This is a genomic window from Rhizobium beringeri, from assembly GCF_004306515.1.
Lineage (GTDB): Bacteria > Pseudomonadota > Alphaproteobacteria > Rhizobiales > Rhizobiaceae > Rhizobium > Rhizobium beringeri.
Window position 1 is genome coordinate 3,074,427 of record NZ_SILG01000001.1, and the last position, 18,316, is coordinate 3,092,742.

Here is an 18,316-nt window from a genome sequence, read left to right on the forward strand (position 1 = left end):
GCCCGCGAAGGCGGGCTTTCATCTCCCGTAATATCGACGCTTGTCACTCCGCCCGGCTCCGCGTATCAGCGAATGAAGACCTGCGGATAATCCGCCAATTCAAAGTGATAGAGCGTCCTTAGCGTGTCCTGTTGGATCCGCAGCGCTCTAATGCCGGGAGGACAAGGTGAGCAGACGGTTTCTATCGATCGGTGAATGCATGGTGGAGCTCTCACAGGCAGGCGACGGCCTGCTGCGCAAGGGCTTTGCCGGCGATACCTTCAACACCGCCTGGTATGCCCGTGCCTGCCTTGCCGCCGACTGGTCGGTCGATTATTTCACCGCCCTCGGTGACGACGCCATGTCGGACGAGATGCTGGCCTTCATCGACACATCAGGCATCGGCACGAGCCTCATCCGCCGCATCAAGGGCAGGACGCCCGGGCTCTATATGATCAACCTGAAGAACGGCGAACGCTCCTTCAGCTACTGGCGCGACAGCTCGGCCGCCCGCAGTCTGGCGGCTGATCCGGACCGCCTGCGCGAGGCGGTGGAGAGCGCTGCCGTCATCTATTTCTCCGGCATCACCCTTGCCATCCTGCCGCATGAGGATGCCGAGACTTTGCTTGCCGAAGTCCGTCGCGCCAAGGCCGCCGGCAAGCTCGTCGTCTTCGATCCGAACATCCGCCCGCGCCTCTGGTCGAGCTACGACGTGATGCACACGACGATTAGCGAAGGCGCCCGCTCCTCCGTGCTCGTCATGCCGAGCTTCGACGACGAGGCGGCCCATTTCGGCGATGATTCCATTGAGGCGACGATCCACCGCTATCGCGCACTGGGCGCCGTCGATATCGTCGTCAAGAACGGCGCTGACGGTGTCACGCTGAATTTTGCCGGCGAGCAAACCTTCGTTCCGGCTGAAAAGGTGAAGAAGGTGGTCGACACGACCAGCGCCGGCGACAGCTTCAACGGCGCTTTTCTCGCACGATACCTCGAAGCAGGCGATGCGCCTGCCGCCGCCCGCTTCGCAGCAAAGGTCGCGGCCCGCGTCGTCAGCGAACATGGTGCACTGGTCGTGAGGGAAAAGCTTAGATTAGATGGCGGCTAGCCGCACATGCTGACGCAATACGAACGCCATGCGCAGGCGCTTCCCGCCTTGTCGGCATCGTTTGCGCCGCTGATCCCCCCTCAAATCGATTCCGATTTCAGGGTTATACGACAGAAAAAATCAGGACTTTGTCGGCCGATCGGACTCGCGAACTGCCTCGTCATGGTACCAGCAGCTGTCGAGCGCAGCATCGCAGACGTCTGCTGCCTCGCGCTCCATCAGCCTGGCGCGTTCGAACCGGTTGGCGTTTCGTATCGCCTTAACGGGAAACTGGTAGATCGTTGCGGATTCACGATGGAAACCGGTGGGCATGAGATCGCCTCCATTCAGTTCGGCGCATCAACATTTCAGGACCATCTACATAGCACAATGCACATAGTTTATGCAAATTGCATAAAATAAGGGCAATGTTGCAATTGTAATCGGTCGGCATGCTGTCTCAGCTAAAAGCTTCCGATAATTTGTTTAACACTTCATCATTTCAGCCTAACGCCACAATTTTCATCCGGTTCCAGATGGAAAAAGTGCGTTTTGATGGGCGATACCGCCTGTGAACGTTAAAAACAGCCCGATTTTCCAAAAGAGAAAAAATCGGTGGGCACGCTGATTCGCGATTTTTCTTTCGCGTGGCGCCAAAACTGGCACGCCACGTGCTTTTAAAGCGTCATCCCTGGCGGTCGGATGCGTTTGCGCGCCGAGATCACCTCCGGATTTGCTCACCTTCGTAGCATTGAGAGAGTCACGATGACAAAATATAAGCTCGAGTATATTTGGCTCGATGGGTACACTCCGGTACCGAACCTGCGTGGCAAGACGCAGATCAAGGAATTCGACGCATTCCCGACGCTGGAACAGCTTCCGCTCTGGGGCTTTGACGGCTCCTCGACGCAGCAGGCCGAAGGCCGCAGCTCCGATTGCGTGCTGAAGCCGGTCGCCATCTATCCCGACCCGGCCCGTACCAACGGCGCTCTCGTCATGTGCGAAGTCATGATGCCGGATGGCGTCACGCCGCACGCATCGAATGCCCGCGCCACCATCCTCGACGACGAAGACGCCTGGTTCGGCTTCGAGCAGGAATATTTCTTCTACCAGAACGGCCGTCCGCTCGGCTTCCCTGAGCAGGGCTACCCCGCTCCGCAGGGCCCGTACTACACCGGCGTCGGCTATTCGAACGTCGGCGACGTTGCCCGCGAAATCGTCGAAGAGCATCTCGACCTCTGCCTCGCTGCCGGCATCAATCACGAAGGCATCAATGCCGAAGTGGCCAAGGGCCAGTGGGAATTCCAGATTTTCGGCAAGGGCTCCAAGAAGGCCGCCGACCAGATCTGGATGGCACGCTACCTCTTGCAGCGCCTGACCGAAAAGTACGGCATCGACATCGAGTATCACTGCAAGCCGCTCGGCGACACCGACTGGAACGGCTCGGGCATGCATTGCAACTTCTCGACCAAGTACATGCGCGAAGTCGGCGGCAAGGCCTATTTCGAGGCGCTGATGGCACAGTTCGAAAAGAACCTGATGGACCACATCGCGGTCTACGGTCCTGACAATGACAAGCGCCTGACCGGCAAGCACGAAACGGCTCCGTGGAACAAGTTCTCCTACGGCGTTGCCGACCGTGGTGCTTCGATCCGCGTGCCGCACTCCTTCGTCAAGAACGACTACAAGGGCTATCTGGAAGATCGCCGCCCGAACTCGCAGGGCTGCCCCTACCAGATCGCTTCGCAGGTTCTGAAGACGATCTCGGAAGTTCCGACAGCAAGCTCGGCTTCCGCTGCCGCTTAACCTCCCAAACGGCGCCGGTCCACGACCGGCGCCGTCATTCTTTATGCATGAGAACCGCGATCGACCGCTGACATATTCGCGGGGATCGATTCGCTAAAGCCCTGCAATCCTTGCAATATGGGCTGTAATATTTCCATCATGGTCATGCCTCAAAATAAGCAAGCGGGAATCGCCGTTCCGGAACCCCGCTGAGGGGTTGAGCGTTGCCAGATCACTGCGACGCGGATGGAAATCGTGACATGCTGCAACGTCCGGCAAACACTTATAGCGGCGAGAGCTGGGCCAAGGCCGCAGCCGCCGGAAACCTGCCCGAAAGGCTGGTGATCGTCACCGATGCCTGGCACCCGCAGGTCAACGGCGTCGTGCGCTCGATCGAGAACACCAATCGCGAACTGGCGAAGATGGGCGTCGAGGTTTCGATGGTGACGCCGGAGCGCTTCAACAGCATACCCTGCCCGACCTATCCTGAAATCCGCCTATCGATCGCCAATTACCGCCGCATCGCTCGCGAGATCGAAAAGCACAATCCCTCCTACGTGCATATTGCCACCGAAGGTCCGCTGGGGCTGACCGCCCGCCGGTGGTGCCTGAAGAACCGCATGCCTTTTTCGACGAGCTACCACACCCGCTTCCCGGAATACGTCTCGGCGCGCCTGCCGATACCGAAGAGCTGGCTCTATTCTTTTGTCCGCTGGTTCCACAATGGCGGCGCCGGCTGCATGGTGGCAACACCGAGCCTTGCCCGCGAACTGTCGGAAAAAGGCATCCGCAACCTCATGCCCTGGAGCCGCGGTATCGACGCCACCCAGTTCCGTCCGATGGTACTCGAGGAAAACCCGTTCGGCCTGTCGCGCCCGATCTTCATGACGGTCGGCCGCGTGGCGCTGGAAAAGAACCTGCCGGCCTTCCTTGATCTCGATCTGCCGGGTTCCAAGGTCGTCGTTGGCGATGGCCCAGCCCGCGCAGAACTTGAAAAGCAATACCCCGACGTCTTCTTCGCCGGCGTGCAGTTCGGCGAGGATCTGGCGAAAACCTATGCCCAGGCCGATGTCTTCGTCTTTCCCTCGCTCACCGACACCTTCGGCAACACCATCCTCGAAGCGCTGGCATCGGGCGTGCCGGTTGCAGCCTATCCGGTCACCGGCCCGCTCGACATCATCGGCGAGGACAGCGACGTCGGGGCGCTCGACCAGAACCTGCAGGCCGCCTGCCTTGCCGCCCTCTCCGCCTCGCGCATCAAGGCGCGTGAACTCGCCATGCAATATTCCTGGGAAGCGGCGACACTGCAGTTCATCAACAATATCCGCGCCGCCAATGGCGTCATCACGCCGAAATGGAAGAAGGCCTGGCAGTTTGCCAAATCGCTTCCAAGAAGCAGAAAGCCCGGCGAAACCGCCGGGCCTCTCCCATCCGCAGACTGATTGGTTTTACTTGTGAAGCGCGCTGCGAAGCGTGTCGTTCGCGACCGTGATCGCGCTGCGCGCGGCAGGCGTTTCGGCAATGGCGTTCAGGAGCACGAAATCGTGGATCGTGCCGTTGTATCGCATCGACGTGACCTTGACGCCGGCCTGGCTGAGCTTGCGGGCATAGGCCTCACCCTCGTCGCGCAGCACGTCGTTTTCGTCAACGATGACGAGCGCCGGCGGCAGGCCGTTCAACTGCTCCAGCGACGCCTGCAGCGGTGAGGCAGTCGGCTCCTTGCGCTTGGCTTCATCAGGCAGATAGGCGTTCCAGAACCACTTCATCGCTTCCTTCGTCAGCCACGGGCCATCGGCGAACTGGTTGTAGGAACCATTGTCGAAATTGGCGTCGGTGACGGGGTAGAACAGCACCTGCTGATCGATGGCAGGACCGCCGCGTTCCTTGGCAAGCAGCGTCACCACCGCCGCCATGTTGCCGCCGACGCTATCGCCTGCGACCGCGAGCCTGGACGCGTCGACCTTGAACTCCTTGGCATGCTCGGCGACATATTTGGTCGCAGCATAAGCCTGCTCGATGGCAACGGGATAGCGGGCTTCCGGCGAGCGCTCGTAGTCGACGAAGACGACGGCGGCATCGGCGCCGTTGGCGATCTCGCGCACAAGCCGGTCATGCGTATCCGCATCGCCCAGCACCCAGCCGCCGCCATGGAAATAGAGAATGACCGGCAGCGTGCCCTTGGCATGTTCCGGGCGGACGATGCGCAGCTTGATGCTGCCTGTCGGACCAGCCTTGATGACCCTGTCCTCTTCCTTGGCGGCAAGCTTCTTCACATCGCCCTTCTGCGCGCCGGCCAGGACATTGCGGGCATCGGCCGGCGACAGCGTGTGGATCGGCTTGCCGCCGGCAAGCCCGTCGATGAATTTCTGCGTTGTCGGTTCGAGTACCGGATCGGCAAGCGCGCCAACGGCGGAGGCTGCGAGCAGTGCTGCTGCGGAAACTGCGGTCTTGATGGTCGACATTGTCTTGTCCTCTCGGTTTCGATGTTGGTCGTGAACACGGCATTTATATCGCGCACGATTATTTATTGCACAAATTAAATTTCCGCATAGCTGCCATGCATAAAAAGCGCCTACGATTATTTATCGCGCGATATATATTTGATTGGTTTTGGAGATATGCTCATGCAGGATCAACTGAAGCTCGACAATTTCATCTGCTTCGCCAGCTATACGGCAAGCCACGCACTGAACCGCGTCTACAAGCCGCTGCTCGACACGCTCGGCCTCACCTATCCGCAATATCTGGCGATGGTTTCGCTCTGGGAACAGGACGGCCAGACCGTCGGCGGCTTGGGTGAAAAGCTCTTCCTGGAATCGAGCACGCTGACCCCGCTGCTCAAACGCCTTGAAACCGCAGGTTATGTCAGACGCGAACGCAGCCGGGAGGACGAACGCGTCGTCGTCATCCGCTTGAGCGAAGAAGGCATTCGCCTGAAGGAAAAGGCGATCGGCATCCCGGGTTGCATCGCCGCTGCCAGCGGTCGCGATGCAGTCGACCTCACCCGCCTGCAGGCCGAGATCGTGGCGCTGCGTGAGGCGCTGAACAAAAGCGTGGTTTAGATTGCCGGATAGCTATCACAGTGCCTGTGATACCCTCTCTGCCCTGCCGGGCATCTCCCCCACAAGGGCGGAGATTGGATGGGGCGATGGCTTCCCCAAACAACGGGCCGTCACATGAATCGTAAATTGAGGGCGAGACACCGCTTCCTGCCGATCTCCCCTCTTATGGGGGAGATGCCTGGCAGGGCAGAGGGGGTGGCTCCACGACGCGTGCGCAATGCCCCACCAATCAGTGCAAGCTCCCCGCCTACGTCCGCCTCTTCTTGCCCTCGAACGGATTTTCAGGCGAGCGGAAATGGATACGGATCGGCACGCTCGGCATGTCGAAATCGGCGCGCAACCCGTTGATCAGATAGCGTGTATAGGATTCCGGTAGCGCATCCGAGCGGGTGCAGGAGATCATGAAGGCCGGCGGGCGGGCCTTTACCTGCGTCATGTATTTCAGCTTGATGCGGCGGCCGGAAACGGCCGGAGGCGGATGCTGAATCTGCTGTGTCTCCAGCCAGCGGTTGAGCCGCGCCGTCGAGATGCGTTTGTTCCAGACCCTGTCCGTGTCGATGATCGCCTGCATCAGCTTGTCCAGTCCCCAGCCGGTCTGGCCGGAGATCGGCACGGCGCGGATGCCGCGCGCCTGCGGCAGCAGGCGGTCGGTCTTTTCGCGCAGATCCGCAAGCACCGCCTGCCGGTCTTCGATCATGTCCCACTTGTTGAAGGCGAGCACAGCGGCACGGCCCTCGCGCAGCACCAGGTCGACGATCTGCAGGTCCTGCTTTTCGAAAGGGATCGTCGCATCGAAGACGATGACGACGGTTTCCGCGAAGCGGATGGCGCGCAGCGCATCGGCAACCGAAAGCTTCTCCAGCTTCTCGATCACCCGCGCCTTGCGGCGCATGCCTGCCGTATCGAACATCTTGATGGTGCGGCCGCGCCAGTCCCACTCGACCGAGATGGAGTCGCGGGTAATGCCTGCCTCCGGCCCGGTCAAAAGCCGGTCCTCGCCGAGGAAGCGGTTGATCAGCGTCGATTTGCCTGCATTCGGCCGGCCGACGATCGCCACCCTGAGCGGCTTCGTCTCGTCATAGGTTGGCTCTTCGTCCTCGTCGCTGCCCTCGCCTTCCGTCTGCGGAATGTCGACATCTGTGACGGCGACATCCTCCTTGGCGGGATAGGCCCGGTCCTCGCCGATTGCCGCAACGATCGCATCGCGCAAGTCGAGCATGCCCTGCCCATGTTCGGCCGAAATCGGCGTCGGCTCGCCGAGCCCGAGTGTGTAGGCGTCATAGAAGCCGCTGTCGGAGCCCCGCGCTTCGGATTTGTTGGCGACAAGCACCACCGGCTTGCCGCGACGGCGCAGCATTTCGGCAAGGTCGGTATCGACGGGCGTCAATCCGCTCTTGGCGTCGACGACGAAAAGCGAAAGATCCGCCTCGTCGATCGCCGCTTCCGTCTGCGCCCGCATCCGGCCTTGCAGGCTTTCTGCGTCGGCCTCTTCCAGACCAGCCGTGTCGATGATCGTGAAGGTCAGGCCCATCAGCCGCGCATCGCCCGGCCGGCGGTCGCGGGTAACACCCGGCGTGTCGTCGACAAGCGCAAGCTTCTTGCCTACCAGCCGGTTGAAAAGTGTCGACTTGCCGACATTCGGACGACCGACGATCGCGACCGTGAAACTCATATCTTGTCCTTAACGCGATCAGCCCTGAGCGGCGGGCGCCTTGCCGGATGCGGTAATCAGATCAAGCATCATATGGGCGCGATTGGCAACATTGCGTGGGCTGTCGGTATCGTCGACGATCGACTGGAACCACTGCCGTGCCTGGGCCATGTTGCCGGCTTTGTAAGCGGCGAGGCCAAGTGCCTCGCGCGCCGAATGACGAAAGGCGTTGCCCGGAACGGCCATTTCCTCGATCGCGGCCGAAACCTGTTCGTAAGCGCCGTTCTCGATGAGCAGCCAGCCGGCACGCATCTTGGCGGCATCGCGCACGGCGGCCGGAACGGCATTGTCCTTGCCGATCTCGTTGAAGGCGGCGATCGCCGCGGCGGTATCGCCCTTCTGCACCTGGACGGTCGCGGCCCGCATCCGCGCCAGCACCGGATAGGCGCCATGGCCTTCCTTCTCGAGCTTGTCGAGCGCGGCCAGCGCCTCGTCGTTCTTGTTCTCGTCGGCAAGCTTCATCGCCGCCAGAAACTGGTCGCCGGTACCGGAGGAACGGTTGTCGTCCCAATACTCGTAGAGAACCTTGCCGGCTGTGCCGACGACGATCAGAATGGCGACGACGATGATATAGCGGCCGAACCGGCGCCAGACGCCCTTCATCTGGTCGGATCGCAATTCCTCATTGACTTCACGGATGAAGCTGTCGTCGTTGAATGCCATTCTCGTCTCCGGCCGAGGAAATACCCATACACCATGCAAAATGCATATTGTCGGGCCTTCTACTCCATTTTGCAGCCGTTGTAAGGGGGATGTGAAAGATTAGAGCAATTCCAGGAAAAGTGCGAAGCGGTTTTCCCAGGCAAAGCGCGAAGCGCTTTTGCCGGGAATTGCGTAGAAACAAAAGGTTAGAGCGGTTCTGAGCTTCCATGAAAAGCTGAACCGCTCTAGAGCGCCGCGCGTCCAACAGGACGCGCTAACACTTTGAATCCGCGTATAATCCTTTCCAAAAATCGGAATCGATTTTTGGGGTTATGCGCGGGTCAGATGACGAGCGGCGAAACGCCGATCAACCATTCGTGCAGCTTCCAGATGATCAGCCCCCAGACGACGATGCCGATGATGATGGCATAGAGGTCGTATTTGGCCGAGACGAACGGCCGGAGCGTGATCTCGCCCGCCCGCTGCCGCCGTTTCAGGGAAATGCGCAGGATAACGCCCCAAGCGAGAAAGGCGGCAAACAGCAGGACCGACGACGTCTCGCCATTGGCGAGCAGGTGCGCCAGCGCCCAGATCTTCACCGACAGCACCATCGGATGCTTGGTCTTGGTCGCGATATGCCCCGCCGGCAGCAGCGAGGCGACGAGACAGATCATCGCGATCAGCATCAGCGTGATTGTTATATGCGCCATCCAGACCGGTGGATTGTAGAGCATGCCGGTTACCTGCCGGGCCTGCCCGAAGCCGTAGATCAACAGGATCAGCGTGGCGAGGCTGGCGATCGAATAGGCCGCCCGCCAGCCCTTCTCGCCGAGGCTTGCAATCATCGAGCGGCGAAAGTCCGGCGACACCACCCGCACCAGATGCACCCCGAGGAAAAGTATGATGCCGACGATAAGCAATGTCATTGCGGATCCCTTCCGTGCCGTTTGTGTTGGCTTAGCCGCTGGCGTGAAAAAATGCCAGCGCGACCGCAGCTTCGCCGCAATTCTGGTGGAGGAAACCGCGAACAAATTGTCGCGGTGCCCATGTCTCGTTCCCTTCTCTCCGCCTGCCTTTCTGTCTCGCTCCTCGTTCCGGCAGTTGCAGAGGCGGCCGACCGGCCGAAACAGCTCGTCATCATTTCCTTCGACGGCGCCCACGACAACGCGCTCTGGCTGAAGAGCCGCGAGATGGCGGCGAAAAACGGCGCCCACTTCACCTATTTTCTCTCCTGCACTTTCCTGATGAACGAGGCGGCGAAGAAGGCCTATCAGGCGCCGCACCAGAAACGCGGAAAATCCAATGTCGGCTTCGCCCAGAGCGACGACGAGATCCGCGAGCGCCTCGGCAATATCTGGCATGCCCATCTCGAAGGCCACGATATATCGAGCCATGCCTGTGGCCATTTCGACGGCCGCCTCTGGAGCGAGGCGGACTGGTCGGCCGAATACGCAACCTTTCATGCGACGTTGAAAAACGCCTGGAAGAGCGTCGGCCTGCAGGAGCCGGCCGGCTGGCAGGATCTGGTCGATCACGGCATCAAGGGCTTTCGCGCCCCCTATCTCTCGGCGACAGCGGGCACCGACATGATCGCCGCCGAAAAGAAGGCGAGCTTCAGCTATGATGCAAGCCTCGTCACCAAGGGCCCGGCGATGCCCGTCGAGGAAGACGGCATCATCCGCTTCGGCCTGCCGCTGATCCCCGAAGGCCCGAATGAAAAGCCGATCATCGGCATGGACTACAATCTCTTCGTCCGCCATTCCAAGGGCGAGGAAGACACGGCCGATTCCGCGGAGTTCGAGGATCGCGCCTATGCCGCCTTCAAGGAAGCTTTCGACAAGCAATATGCCGGCAACCGCATCCCGCTACAGCTCGGTTTCCACTTCGTCGAAATGAACGGCGGCGCCTATTGGCGCGCGCTCGATCGACTGGTCAGCGACGTCTGCCACCGGGATGACGTCGCCTGCGTCAGCTATTCGGAAGCGATCCCGATGATCGAGGCCCGCGGCAGATTGCAGACGTCAGGTCTTTGATGGCGGCTATGGGCGCTGTCGAGCCGCAAGGTGTCTCTAAGTTCCCTTGAACGAGACGACGTGCCGGGCCGCCGCCTCATCTACCCATCGGGATCTTCTCCCCGCTGGGGAGAGGAGTTCGTTGCGACGCTGCGATTCCCCTTCTACCCAGCGAGGAGGAGGCGTCCCAAACGCGAATCTTCCGATGCCCGCAGATTCCCTGCCCATCAGCCGTCGGCGTGCACGACCCCCGTCTCACGCTCCAGGTAGCGCTGGTCGATTTCAGGCAGCGGTTCGTCGTCGATCGCAGCCTCGAAAGCCTTGAGGCGTTTGTGGATCGAGAGCAGTTCAATGATCGTCGTCCAGGAGTTGACGAGATACTGAAACGAGTTGCTGACCTGTCCGAAGGCGGTCGAGATCTGCTGGAAGATACCGTAAGTGATAGTGCCCGCCACGATGGTCGGCACCAGCATGAAGACCACGAAGAGCGCGTCGGCCTGGATATAGAAATAGCGGGCGACATTGAAATACATGTAGTGGAAATACATGCGGTAATAGTTGCGGCGAACGTTGCCGAAGAGCTCCCTGACTGTCAGCGGCTCAGCCCGTTCCGCATGGTCCTCGCCATAGACGAGCTCCTTGCGATACGCCGCTTCAACGCGCTGGTTGCGGAAGTTCAGCCCCGGCAGCTTGACGCCGGCGACCGCCAGCAGAAGCGTGCCGAACGCTGACCAGAACAGCGCCAGCCAAAAGAGCGAATTCGCCACCGGCCCGATGAACGGCAGTTCGGTCACGTAATGTGACAGCGCCAGAAGGATCGGAAGGAATACCACGAGCGTCATCACCGAGTTGATGAGGCTGATGCCAAGACCTTCGAGCGTGCTCGAAAAGCGCATCGTATCTTCCTGAACGCGCTGGGAGGCACCTTCGATATGACGAAGCTTTTCCCACTTCGACATATAGAAGTTGTTCATCGCCGTGCGCCAGCGGAAGATGTAATGGCTGGTGAAGAAGTCGGTCATGATCGATACGAACATGCTGAGGAATGCGATCTGGCAGAAGACCCACATCAGGCTGTAGAAATTGTCGACGGAAATGCCTGGCTGCTTCGACAATGCGTTCTGCAGGAGGTCGCCGAACGGCCGGCGCCAGTTATTGATCACAACGCTGATCTGGACGCCGAAGTAGGTCACAAAGATGATCAGTGCCGAACCCCAGATCGACCAAATCTTCCAGGGGTGGTTCAGCGCCTTCAGATGCCATGCACCGCAGAAGATCACCGCCGACAGAAGGAAATAGCCGTAGAACCAGACATTTTCGGGCAGCAGGAAGAACGAAAGGTCGATCGGCTGCTGCTCTTCCGAAACCGGCGCATAACCGAGCGATACACCGAGGCTGGCGGCGAAGAGATACCAGCCGGCAATGGAAATCAGGGTCCAAACGACGAGCGAAGTAAAGAACGCCTTTGGCTGCGGAAAAAAGGAATGAAACACGGGAGGCTTTGCTTTCCTGAACTGTGAGTCTCGGGAGTGTCGTCGAACACTGATTGTGCCGGAAACTAAGGCAGTTCGAAGGAAGCAGCAATGGGTTCGGCCGATTGTTACGGAGATGTAACCGGTTAAGAGATCTTCTTGATCACCGGCATGACCAGCGCCGCGCAGGCGACGAGTGCCGCGGCGGCGATCACTGTCGGGACGGTGAAGCTGCCGCTACGTTCGGCGATCCAGCCGGCGACAACGGGCCCGACGATCTGGCCGAGGCCGAAGGCGGCCGTCATCATCGCCAGGATCCGCCGCGGACTGTCAGGCGAAAGCTTGCGGCCGATCTGCAGCCCGTAAGCGGTGATTGCCAGGAACGTCGCCCCGAACAGCGCCCCGCCGATCAGCGGTGCGACGGAAGGCGGCAGCGCCACGGTCGCAAGCACGCCGGCGGCCTCGACCAGAAGGGCCGCGACATAGACCCCGCCAAGCCCGAGCGGCCTGACCAGCGGCTTCCAGGCAAACAGCGCCACCGCCGCCGTCAGGCCGGCGATGAACCAGCAGAGGAATTCGACGAAGGATCCCGTTGCCGAGAGGCGCGCGATGGTGACGAGGAAGGTCGCGGTGATGACGTAGCCGAAGCCGAAAAGGCCGTAGGACAACGTCAGCAGCACCATTGGCCGGTTCCAGATGAGCGCCGGCTCCTTGCCCGCCTGCGCTGATTGCGCCGGCGCCGACGGCAATAGCAGGAAGACGACGACGAGGCTTGCCGCGCAATAGAGCGCTCCGCCGATCCAGTCGGCCCGCCAGCCGCCCGGCCCGTCGCGAAAGCCTAGGCCGATCAGAAACACCATGACCGAGGACAGCGCGATGCCCGCCCCCGGCCCGCCGAAATGCGCTGCTTGCACATGATCGTTGCCAGCGGCAGCCCCGTGGCTGAGCACGATCGACGATGTGAAGACCATCGCAAAGGCGCTGGCGACGCCGGCCAAGAAACGAATAATGGCAAAGACGGCGACGGAATCGGTGGCGGCCATGGCGGCAAGCAGGATGGCGGTTGCCAGCAACGACAGCAGCGCCACCAGCCGCTCCCGCCCCGCCGCCCAGCCATAGGCGGCAAGCACGGCGCCGACGAGATAACCGACGAAATTGGTCGACGCGATGAAGCCTGCATCCGCTGCCGAAAGTGGCACGCCGCTGATCATCCCGGGCAGGATCGGCGTGTAGGAGAAGCGCCCGAAACCCATGGCAGCAGCCATGGCAACGGCGCCGGCAGCGGCGGTGGAGACAAGGTTCGGTGGGGAGTGACGGGTGCGCTCGAGCATGCAGCGCTTATCGCGCCGTCGTGCCGGCACCACAATCAAGTAATTCTGATCGACTGATCAATTTCCCGAAACATCAAAAATTCCAGGTCACACTTGAAAGCCATTATCGTACAATATATATTTTACGACATAGCTAGAGATACATCTAACGATGAAAGGAAGAGCCATGAGAGGTTTTAAAGGCGGCATGTTCGGCGGAGATTTCCGCATGGGCCGCAAATTCGCGGCCGGCGATCTGCAACTGGTCATCCTGGCCCTGCTCGCCGAGCAGCCGCGCCACGGCTATGAATTGATAAAGTTGCTGGAGGAGCGTTCCGGCGGCTTCTACGTGCCGAGCCCCGGCGTCATCTATCCCGCGCTCACTTATCTCGAGGAAACCGGCCTTGCCGAGGTCGAGGCCGAGGGCGCCAAGAAACTCTATCGCATTACCGAGACCGGCCGCCGCCGCGTCGAGGAAAATCGCGATATGATCCTGCACACGCTCGCCAAGCTCGAGCGTATCGGCGAGAAGATGGCCTATGTGAAGCGTGTCTTCGAAACCGACCGTCACGGCGCCGACGACGGCGATGACGGCGATTTCATGCAGGACGGCGGCGATATCCGCGCCGCCCGCATGCTGCTGCGCTCGGCCCTGCGCATGCGCTATCCCTGGTCGAAACCCGAAGCCGCCCGCATCGCCGGCATCCTCGAACGCGCCGCCACCGAAATCCTGCAAGGCGGCAGGCCGGTAACGCGGGGCTGAGGCGAAGACTGTACGGCGGGATTTGAGACAGAGTCAGCTCCCGCCACCTTTCTTCATTATCAGCGCCGGTCTTACGCCCGCTCATCCGGCAAGGTCAGAACCACCGGCCCGTTACGCGTCGCGACCACCGTGTGTTCGTATTGCACGGTTGGCGCCTTCGGATCGGCATAGAGCGTCCAGGCATCGTCGCCGCCTTCGGCCCATGTCGCGCCGAGCGAGAGAAACGGTTCGACGGTGAAGACGAGACCTTCGGTCATCATCCGTTTTTCCGAAGGATCCGGCCAGGTCGAGAGCTCGGCCGGCTCCTCGTGCAGCGAGCGGCCGACGCCGTGGCTCGCCAGATTGGCCACCAGCGTATAGCGGTTCTTCTGCGCAAAGGCGCCGACGGCTGTGCCGATCTTTGCCAGCGGCTCGCCCGATTTGACTTGGTTGAGCCCGATCCAAAGCGCCCGCTTGCCGTCGCGGCAGAGCCGCTCGATCTTCGGCTTGACCGGCGGCATCGTGAAGGAGGCGCCGGTATCGGCGAAGAAGCCGTCCTTTTCCGCCGAGACGTCGATATTGATGAGATCGCCGGCGCGGATGACGCGCGGGCCGGGAATGCCGTGGGCGATTTCCTCGTTGATACTGATGCAGGTGGCACCGGGAAACTGGTAGCAGAACTCCGGCGCCGAACGCGCGCCCGAATCCTCGAGCACCTTGCGGCCGATCTGGTCGAGCTCCAGCGTCGTCATGCCGGGCTCCATCGCCGCCGCCATCACTTGGATGGCGTTGGCGCAGATGCGGCCGATCTCTTTGAGCTTTACCAGTTCGTCGTCGTTTGCGATAACCATTCGTCTGTTCCGGCCTTGCGCAGTGCGGCAGCGGCCGCCTTAGAGCGCCGCGCCTCCAACAGGAAGCCCTAGGGACGCTCTGTAACTTCGAATCTGCGCATACTCAGTTCAGAAAATCGATTCCGATGTTCGACGTTATGCGCTCGTCAGGCCGTGGCTTTCGCCTCTTCGCCACTTTCAGTCAATGCCTTTCTGACGATCGGCGCGACTTTCGTGCCGTAAAGCTCGATGCCGCGCATGATCTCGGCATGCGGCATCAGGCCGATCGCCATCTGCAGCAGGAAGCGATCGTTCTTGAAGAGCGCATGATGGGCGATGATCTTTTCGGCGACCGCCTCGGGATCACCGACGAAGAGCGCACCGTTCGGCCCGCGCGACATGTCGAAATGCGCCCGGTTCGTCGGTCCCCAGCCGCGCTCACGGCCGATGCGGTTCATCACCTCGGCTTGAGGCCCGTAGAACTGGTTGGCCGCCGCCTCCGTTGTATCGGCGATGAAGCCATGGACGTTGATGCTGGTCTTCAGCTTCGCCTGATCCTGCCCTGCCCGGCGCGCCGCCTCGCGGTAGAGTTCGAAGAGCGGCGCAAAACGACGCGGCTCACCGCCTATGATCGCCAACGCCACCGGCAGGCCCAGCGCGCCAGCGCGCGCCACCGACTGCGGCGTGCCGCCGACGGCAACCCAGAGCGGCAACGGATCCTGTAGCGGCCTGGGATAGACGCCGCGCCCGTTGATCGGCGCGCGAAGCTCACCCTTCCATTCCACAACCTCGCTGTCGCGCAGCGCCAGCAGCAGATCGAGCTTCTCCTCGAAAAGCTGGTCGTAATCCTCGAGATTATAGCCGAACAGCGGGAAGGACTCGATGAAGGAGCCGCGCCCCGCCATGATTTCGGCCCGGCCATTGGAAATCAGATCGAGCGTCGAGAACTGCTGGAAGATGCGCACCGGATCGTCGGAAGAAAGCACGGTGACCGCGCTGGTCAGCCGGATATTCCTGGTCTTGACGGCGGCCGCGGCCAGCACGACCGCCGGAGCGGATGCGGCATAGTCCGGCCGATGATGCTCGCCGAGCCCGAAGACATCGAGCCCCACTTGGTCGGCAAGCTCGATCTCCTCGATCAGGTTCTTCAGCCGCTCCGCCCCTTCGACGCCTCTGCTGCCGGCAGGGTTGGGATTGACATCGGCGAATGTGTAAAGCCCCAGTTCCATCATCTGCATCCTGTTGAATTCTCGGCTGAGATAAGGATGCCGGGGATATAGCGCAAATACAAATTCTGGAACGGAATGTTCGAGAATTTCGATGGGCGGCATGATGTCTTCGACGATCTGGAAGATCGATCGGCGATCAATTCGAATCTGAATTCAACGACTTCGAAGCGCCGGCGGAATCATCTTTCGAACCGTCTTAGACGATGCTTCAACTGCCAGGACGACGCGGTCTCGCCGCGCCGCCTCGCCCCCCGCTCACATCTTCGCCAGCAACTCCGCCAGTTGGTCCGCTGCCTTGCCCCATCCTTCGTGGAAGCCCATCTTCTCGTGCGCCTCCTTGTCCTCGGCGCGCCAGTGCAGCGCCTTGGCCGTATATTTCGTGCGACCGTTGCCGAGATCCTCGAGCAAGATGACGCCTGTGAAAAATGGTTTCTCGGAAGGCACCCAGGCGCTGGTATAGGCATCGGTAAAGACGATCTTCTCGTTCTCGATGATCTCGAGATAGACGCCACGGTTCGGGTATTGATTGCCCTCGGGGTCATGCATGACGACGACGCTAGAACCGCCGGGACGGACGTCGAGCGTTGCTTCCACCACCCCCCAGGGACGCGGCACGAACCACTGCTTCAGCAGGTCGGGATCGGTCCATGCCTTGTAGATCTTCTCGCGCGGCGCGTCGAATTCGCGAACGAGGAAGAGTTCATGTTGCGTTCTGGCGGTCATGTCGACATCTCTCCATTTGAATGAAACCTGTTTCCTGTCAGGTTGTTACAAGGACGTGTCGAAGTTCGCCGTTCCGACAGCCCGCCGGCTTTTTCGCATTTTATTTTGCGATCGGCTGCGTGCTCTCTTCCTGCATCTTGTCGATCTGCCGGCGGATATGAGCGGCCTCAGCCGCCGAATGGGCCAGTGCAATGGCGCGGTCGAAGGCTTCGCGCGCCTGGCTGGTCAAGCCAAGCTGCTTCAGCAGTCCGCCCCGCAGGCCGTGATAGTAGAAATAGCCGCCGAGTTTTTCGTCAAGCGGATCGATGAGGTCGAGCGCATCCTGCGCACCCTGGAGCTTGGAGACGACGACGGCCCGGTTGAGCGTGATGACAGGCGACGGCTGGAGACGCTCCAGCGCGCGATAGAGCAGATCGATCTCCACCCAGTCTGTATCCTCGGCGCGTTTTGCGCGGGAGTGAACAGCGGCGATGGCTGCCTGAATCTGATAAGGAGCAGGCTGGCGGTGGCGTAGCGCCTTGTCGAGCAGCGCTAAGGCCTCATTGATGAACGGTTGGTTCCAGAGCGACCGGTCCTGATCTTCGAGCAGCACGATCTCGTCCCCGGCGTTGAAGCGTGCCGGCCGGCGCGAGATCTGCAGCAGCATGAGCGCAAGCAGCCCCATCAGCTCCGGTTCGGATGGGAAGATATGCAGCATCAATCGCGCCAGCCGGATCGCTTCGTCGCTGAAGGCAGCCGCCTCATGCCTGGGATCGGCCTGGCTGTAGCCCTCGTTGAAGATCAGGTAGATCATCGTGCTGACAATCGAGAGCCGTTCGGCCCTCTCCTGCGGGCTCGGCGTTTCGAAAGGCACGCCGGCCTTCGCGACGCGCGCCTTGGCCCGGGTGATGCGCTGCTCCATGGCGCTCTCGGAAACCAGGAAGGCACGCGCGATCTGCTGCACCGAAAGGCCGGAGACGATGCGCAGCGCCAGCGCGATCTGCTGGGTCGCCGGTAGATCGGGATGGCAGCAGATGAACAGCAGCCGCAGAATATCGTCGCGATAATTGGAATCGTCCAGCCGCTCGACGATGTCGCTTTCGGCATCTTCGGTATCGGAGATAACGTCCTCATCCGGCAGAGCCTGGATCTTCGCCCGCTTGCGCACCGCATCGATGCCGCTGTTGCGGCCGACGAAGATAAGCCAGGCTGTGGGATCGCGCGGTGGTCCTTTCTCCGGCCATGTCCGGATCGCCCTCAGGCACGCCTCCTGAAACGCCTCTTCCGCGGTATCGAGATTGCGGAAATAGCGGAGCAGCGCGCCGAGCGCCTTCGGGCGAGCCGATGCAAGCGCGAGGTCGATCCAGGCAATGTCTGTCATGATGGAGCATCTCCGGGCCTGAAGACGTAGAAAGGCCGAATTTCGTAAGAGGTGGAACCTGGATTGACGGATGAAAGCTGCTTCGAGAAGGCGATCGCCTCGTCGAGCGTTTCAAAGTCGACGACGTAGAAGCCGAGAAGCGCCTCTTTCGTTTCCGCAAAAGGTCCGTCAATGACCAAGGGCTCGTCCTTGCCCTTGCGCACGGTGGTCGCAGCCGTCGTCGGCATCAGCCGGCCGACGGGGCCGAGTTTGCCGGATGCGGCAAGCGGCTCCTGCACGGCGTAGAGTTTCTCCATGACGGCAGCTTCCTCCTCCTTGGTCCAGGCGAAGACGGTTTCCTCATGGGCGTAACAAAGGATTGCATAAAGCATC

At 60.9% G+C, this 18,316-nt stretch carries 18 protein-coding genes; 6 read left to right on the plus strand and 12 right to left on the minus strand.

What is annotated here, in order from left to right:
- The first annotated feature begins 166 nt into the window (after positions 1-166).
- On the plus strand, positions 167-1,087 hold the full coding sequence (locus tag ELH03_RS15535) for a sugar kinase (RefSeq protein ID WP_130766486.1): 921 nt from the start codon (positions 167-169) through the stop codon (positions 1,085-1,087).
- Positions 1,088-1,207: 120 nt separating this feature from the next.
- On the opposite strand, the gene gstI is transcribed toward ELH03_RS15535, so the two are convergent.
- Positions 1,208-1,399: a glutamine synthetase translation inhibitor GstI gene (gene gstI, locus ELH03_RS15540; RefSeq protein WP_018243111.1), complete on the minus strand. Its 192-nt coding sequence runs from the start codon at positions 1,397-1,399 to the stop codon at positions 1,208-1,210.
- Positions 1,400-1,831: 432 nt separating this feature from the next.
- Here gstI and ELH03_RS15545 point away from each other — a divergent pair, with 432 nt between their 5' ends.
- Together ELH03_RS15545 and ELH03_RS15550 are read left to right on the plus strand one after the other, a co-directional pair.
- On the plus strand, positions 1,832-2,872 hold the full coding sequence (locus tag ELH03_RS15545; protein ID WP_130659188.1) for a glutamine synthetase beta-grasp domain-containing protein: 1,041 nt from the start codon (positions 1,832-1,834) through the stop codon (positions 2,870-2,872).
- Between the two features lie 239 nt (positions 2,873-3,111).
- Entirely contained in the window at positions 3,112-4,293 is a 1,182-nt protein-coding gene (locus ELH03_RS15550) for a glycosyltransferase family 4 protein (protein ID WP_128402029.1), read from the plus strand.
- 6 nt (positions 4,294-4,299) lie between these two features.
- Here the strand turns inward: ELH03_RS15550 and ELH03_RS15555 are convergent, their stop codons facing one another.
- Complete coding sequence (locus ELH03_RS15555) at positions 4,300-5,313, minus strand: alpha/beta hydrolase (protein WP_128411169.1); 1,014 nt, start codon at positions 5,311-5,313, stop codon at positions 4,300-4,302.
- A 162-nt stretch (positions 5,314-5,475) separates the two neighbouring features.
- Here ELH03_RS15555 and ELH03_RS15560 point away from each other — a divergent pair, with 162 nt between their 5' ends.
- Positions 5,476-5,913, plus strand: coding sequence for a MarR family winged helix-turn-helix transcriptional regulator (locus ELH03_RS15560; RefSeq protein ID WP_130766487.1), 438 nt, complete (start codon positions 5,476-5,478; stop codon positions 5,911-5,913).
- Positions 5,914-6,160: 247 nt separating this feature from the next.
- Here the strand turns inward: ELH03_RS15560 and der are convergent, their stop codons facing one another.
- The 3 genes from der to ELH03_RS15580 form a co-directional block, all read right to left on the minus strand.
- Entirely contained in the window at positions 6,161-7,585 is a 1,425-nt protein-coding gene (gene der / locus ELH03_RS15570) for a ribosome biogenesis GTPase Der (protein WP_128402033.1), read from the minus strand.
- An 18-nt stretch (positions 7,586-7,603) separates the two neighbouring features.
- Positions 7,604-8,287, minus strand: a complete 684-nt coding sequence (locus tag ELH03_RS15575; RefSeq protein WP_028732950.1) for a tetratricopeptide repeat protein — start codon at positions 8,285-8,287, stop codon at positions 7,604-7,606.
- A 320-nt stretch (positions 8,288-8,607) separates the two neighbouring features.
- Positions 8,608-9,192 carry an NnrU family protein gene (locus ELH03_RS15580; RefSeq protein WP_128402034.1) on the minus strand — a complete coding sequence of 195 codons (585 nt, stop codon included), beginning with the start codon at positions 9,190-9,192 and terminating at the stop codon, positions 8,608-8,610.
- A 120-nt stretch (positions 9,193-9,312) separates the two neighbouring features.
- Here ELH03_RS15580 and ELH03_RS15585 point away from each other — a divergent pair, with 120 nt between their 5' ends.
- Positions 9,313-10,299: a polysaccharide deacetylase family protein gene (locus tag ELH03_RS15585; protein WP_128412330.1), complete on the plus strand. Its 987-nt coding sequence runs from the start codon at positions 9,313-9,315 to the stop codon at positions 10,297-10,299.
- 206 nt (positions 10,300-10,505) lie between these two features.
- On the opposite strand, the gene sbmA is transcribed toward ELH03_RS15585, so the two are convergent.
- The gene (sbmA, locus tag ELH03_RS15590) at positions 10,506-11,771 is read right to left on the minus strand and encodes a peptide antibiotic transporter SbmA (RefSeq protein ID WP_128402036.1); all 1,266 of its coding nucleotides are present in this window, start codon (positions 11,769-11,771) and stop codon (positions 10,506-10,508) included.
- Between the two features lie 125 nt (positions 11,772-11,896).
- The gene (locus ELH03_RS15595) at positions 11,897-13,081 is read right to left on the minus strand and encodes a YbfB/YjiJ family MFS transporter (RefSeq protein ID WP_130766488.1); all 1,185 of its coding nucleotides are present in this window, start codon (positions 13,079-13,081) and stop codon (positions 11,897-11,899) included.
- A gap of 166 nt (positions 13,082-13,247) precedes the next feature.
- Here ELH03_RS15595 and ELH03_RS15600 point away from each other — a divergent pair, with 166 nt between their 5' ends.
- Entirely contained in the window at positions 13,248-13,823 is a 576-nt protein-coding gene (locus ELH03_RS15600) for a PadR family transcriptional regulator (RefSeq protein ID WP_128402038.1), read from the plus strand.
- A 71-nt stretch (positions 13,824-13,894) separates the two neighbouring features.
- Here the strand turns inward: ELH03_RS15600 and map are convergent, their stop codons facing one another.
- The 5 genes from map to ELH03_RS15625 all read right to left on the minus strand — a co-directional run bounded on the left by map (position 13,895) and on the right by ELH03_RS15625 (position 18,315).
- Entirely contained in the window at positions 13,895-14,653 is a 759-nt protein-coding gene (map, locus tag ELH03_RS15605; RefSeq protein WP_128402039.1) for a type I methionyl aminopeptidase, read from the minus strand.
- A gap of 146 nt (positions 14,654-14,799) precedes the next feature.
- On the minus strand, positions 14,800-15,861 hold the full coding sequence (locus ELH03_RS15610; protein ID WP_130766719.1) for an LLM class flavin-dependent oxidoreductase: 1,062 nt from the start codon (positions 15,859-15,861) through the stop codon (positions 14,800-14,802).
- A gap of 255 nt (positions 15,862-16,116) precedes the next feature.
- Positions 16,117-16,584 carry an SRPBCC family protein gene (locus ELH03_RS15615; protein ID WP_130766489.1) on the minus strand — a complete coding sequence of 156 codons (468 nt, stop codon included), beginning with the start codon at positions 16,582-16,584 and terminating at the stop codon, positions 16,117-16,119.
- A 100-nt stretch (positions 16,585-16,684) separates the two neighbouring features.
- Positions 16,685-17,944 carry an RNA polymerase sigma factor gene (locus ELH03_RS15620; protein WP_130766490.1) on the minus strand — a complete coding sequence of 420 codons (1,260 nt, stop codon included), beginning with the start codon at positions 17,942-17,944 and terminating at the stop codon, positions 16,685-16,687.
- Complete coding sequence (locus tag ELH03_RS15625; protein WP_128412327.1) at positions 17,941-18,315, minus strand: YciI family protein; 375 nt, start codon at positions 18,313-18,315, stop codon at positions 17,941-17,943. The genes ELH03_RS15620 and ELH03_RS15625 overlap by 4 nt, the downstream gene beginning before the upstream one ends.
- Position 18,316 lies beyond the last annotated feature (1 nt).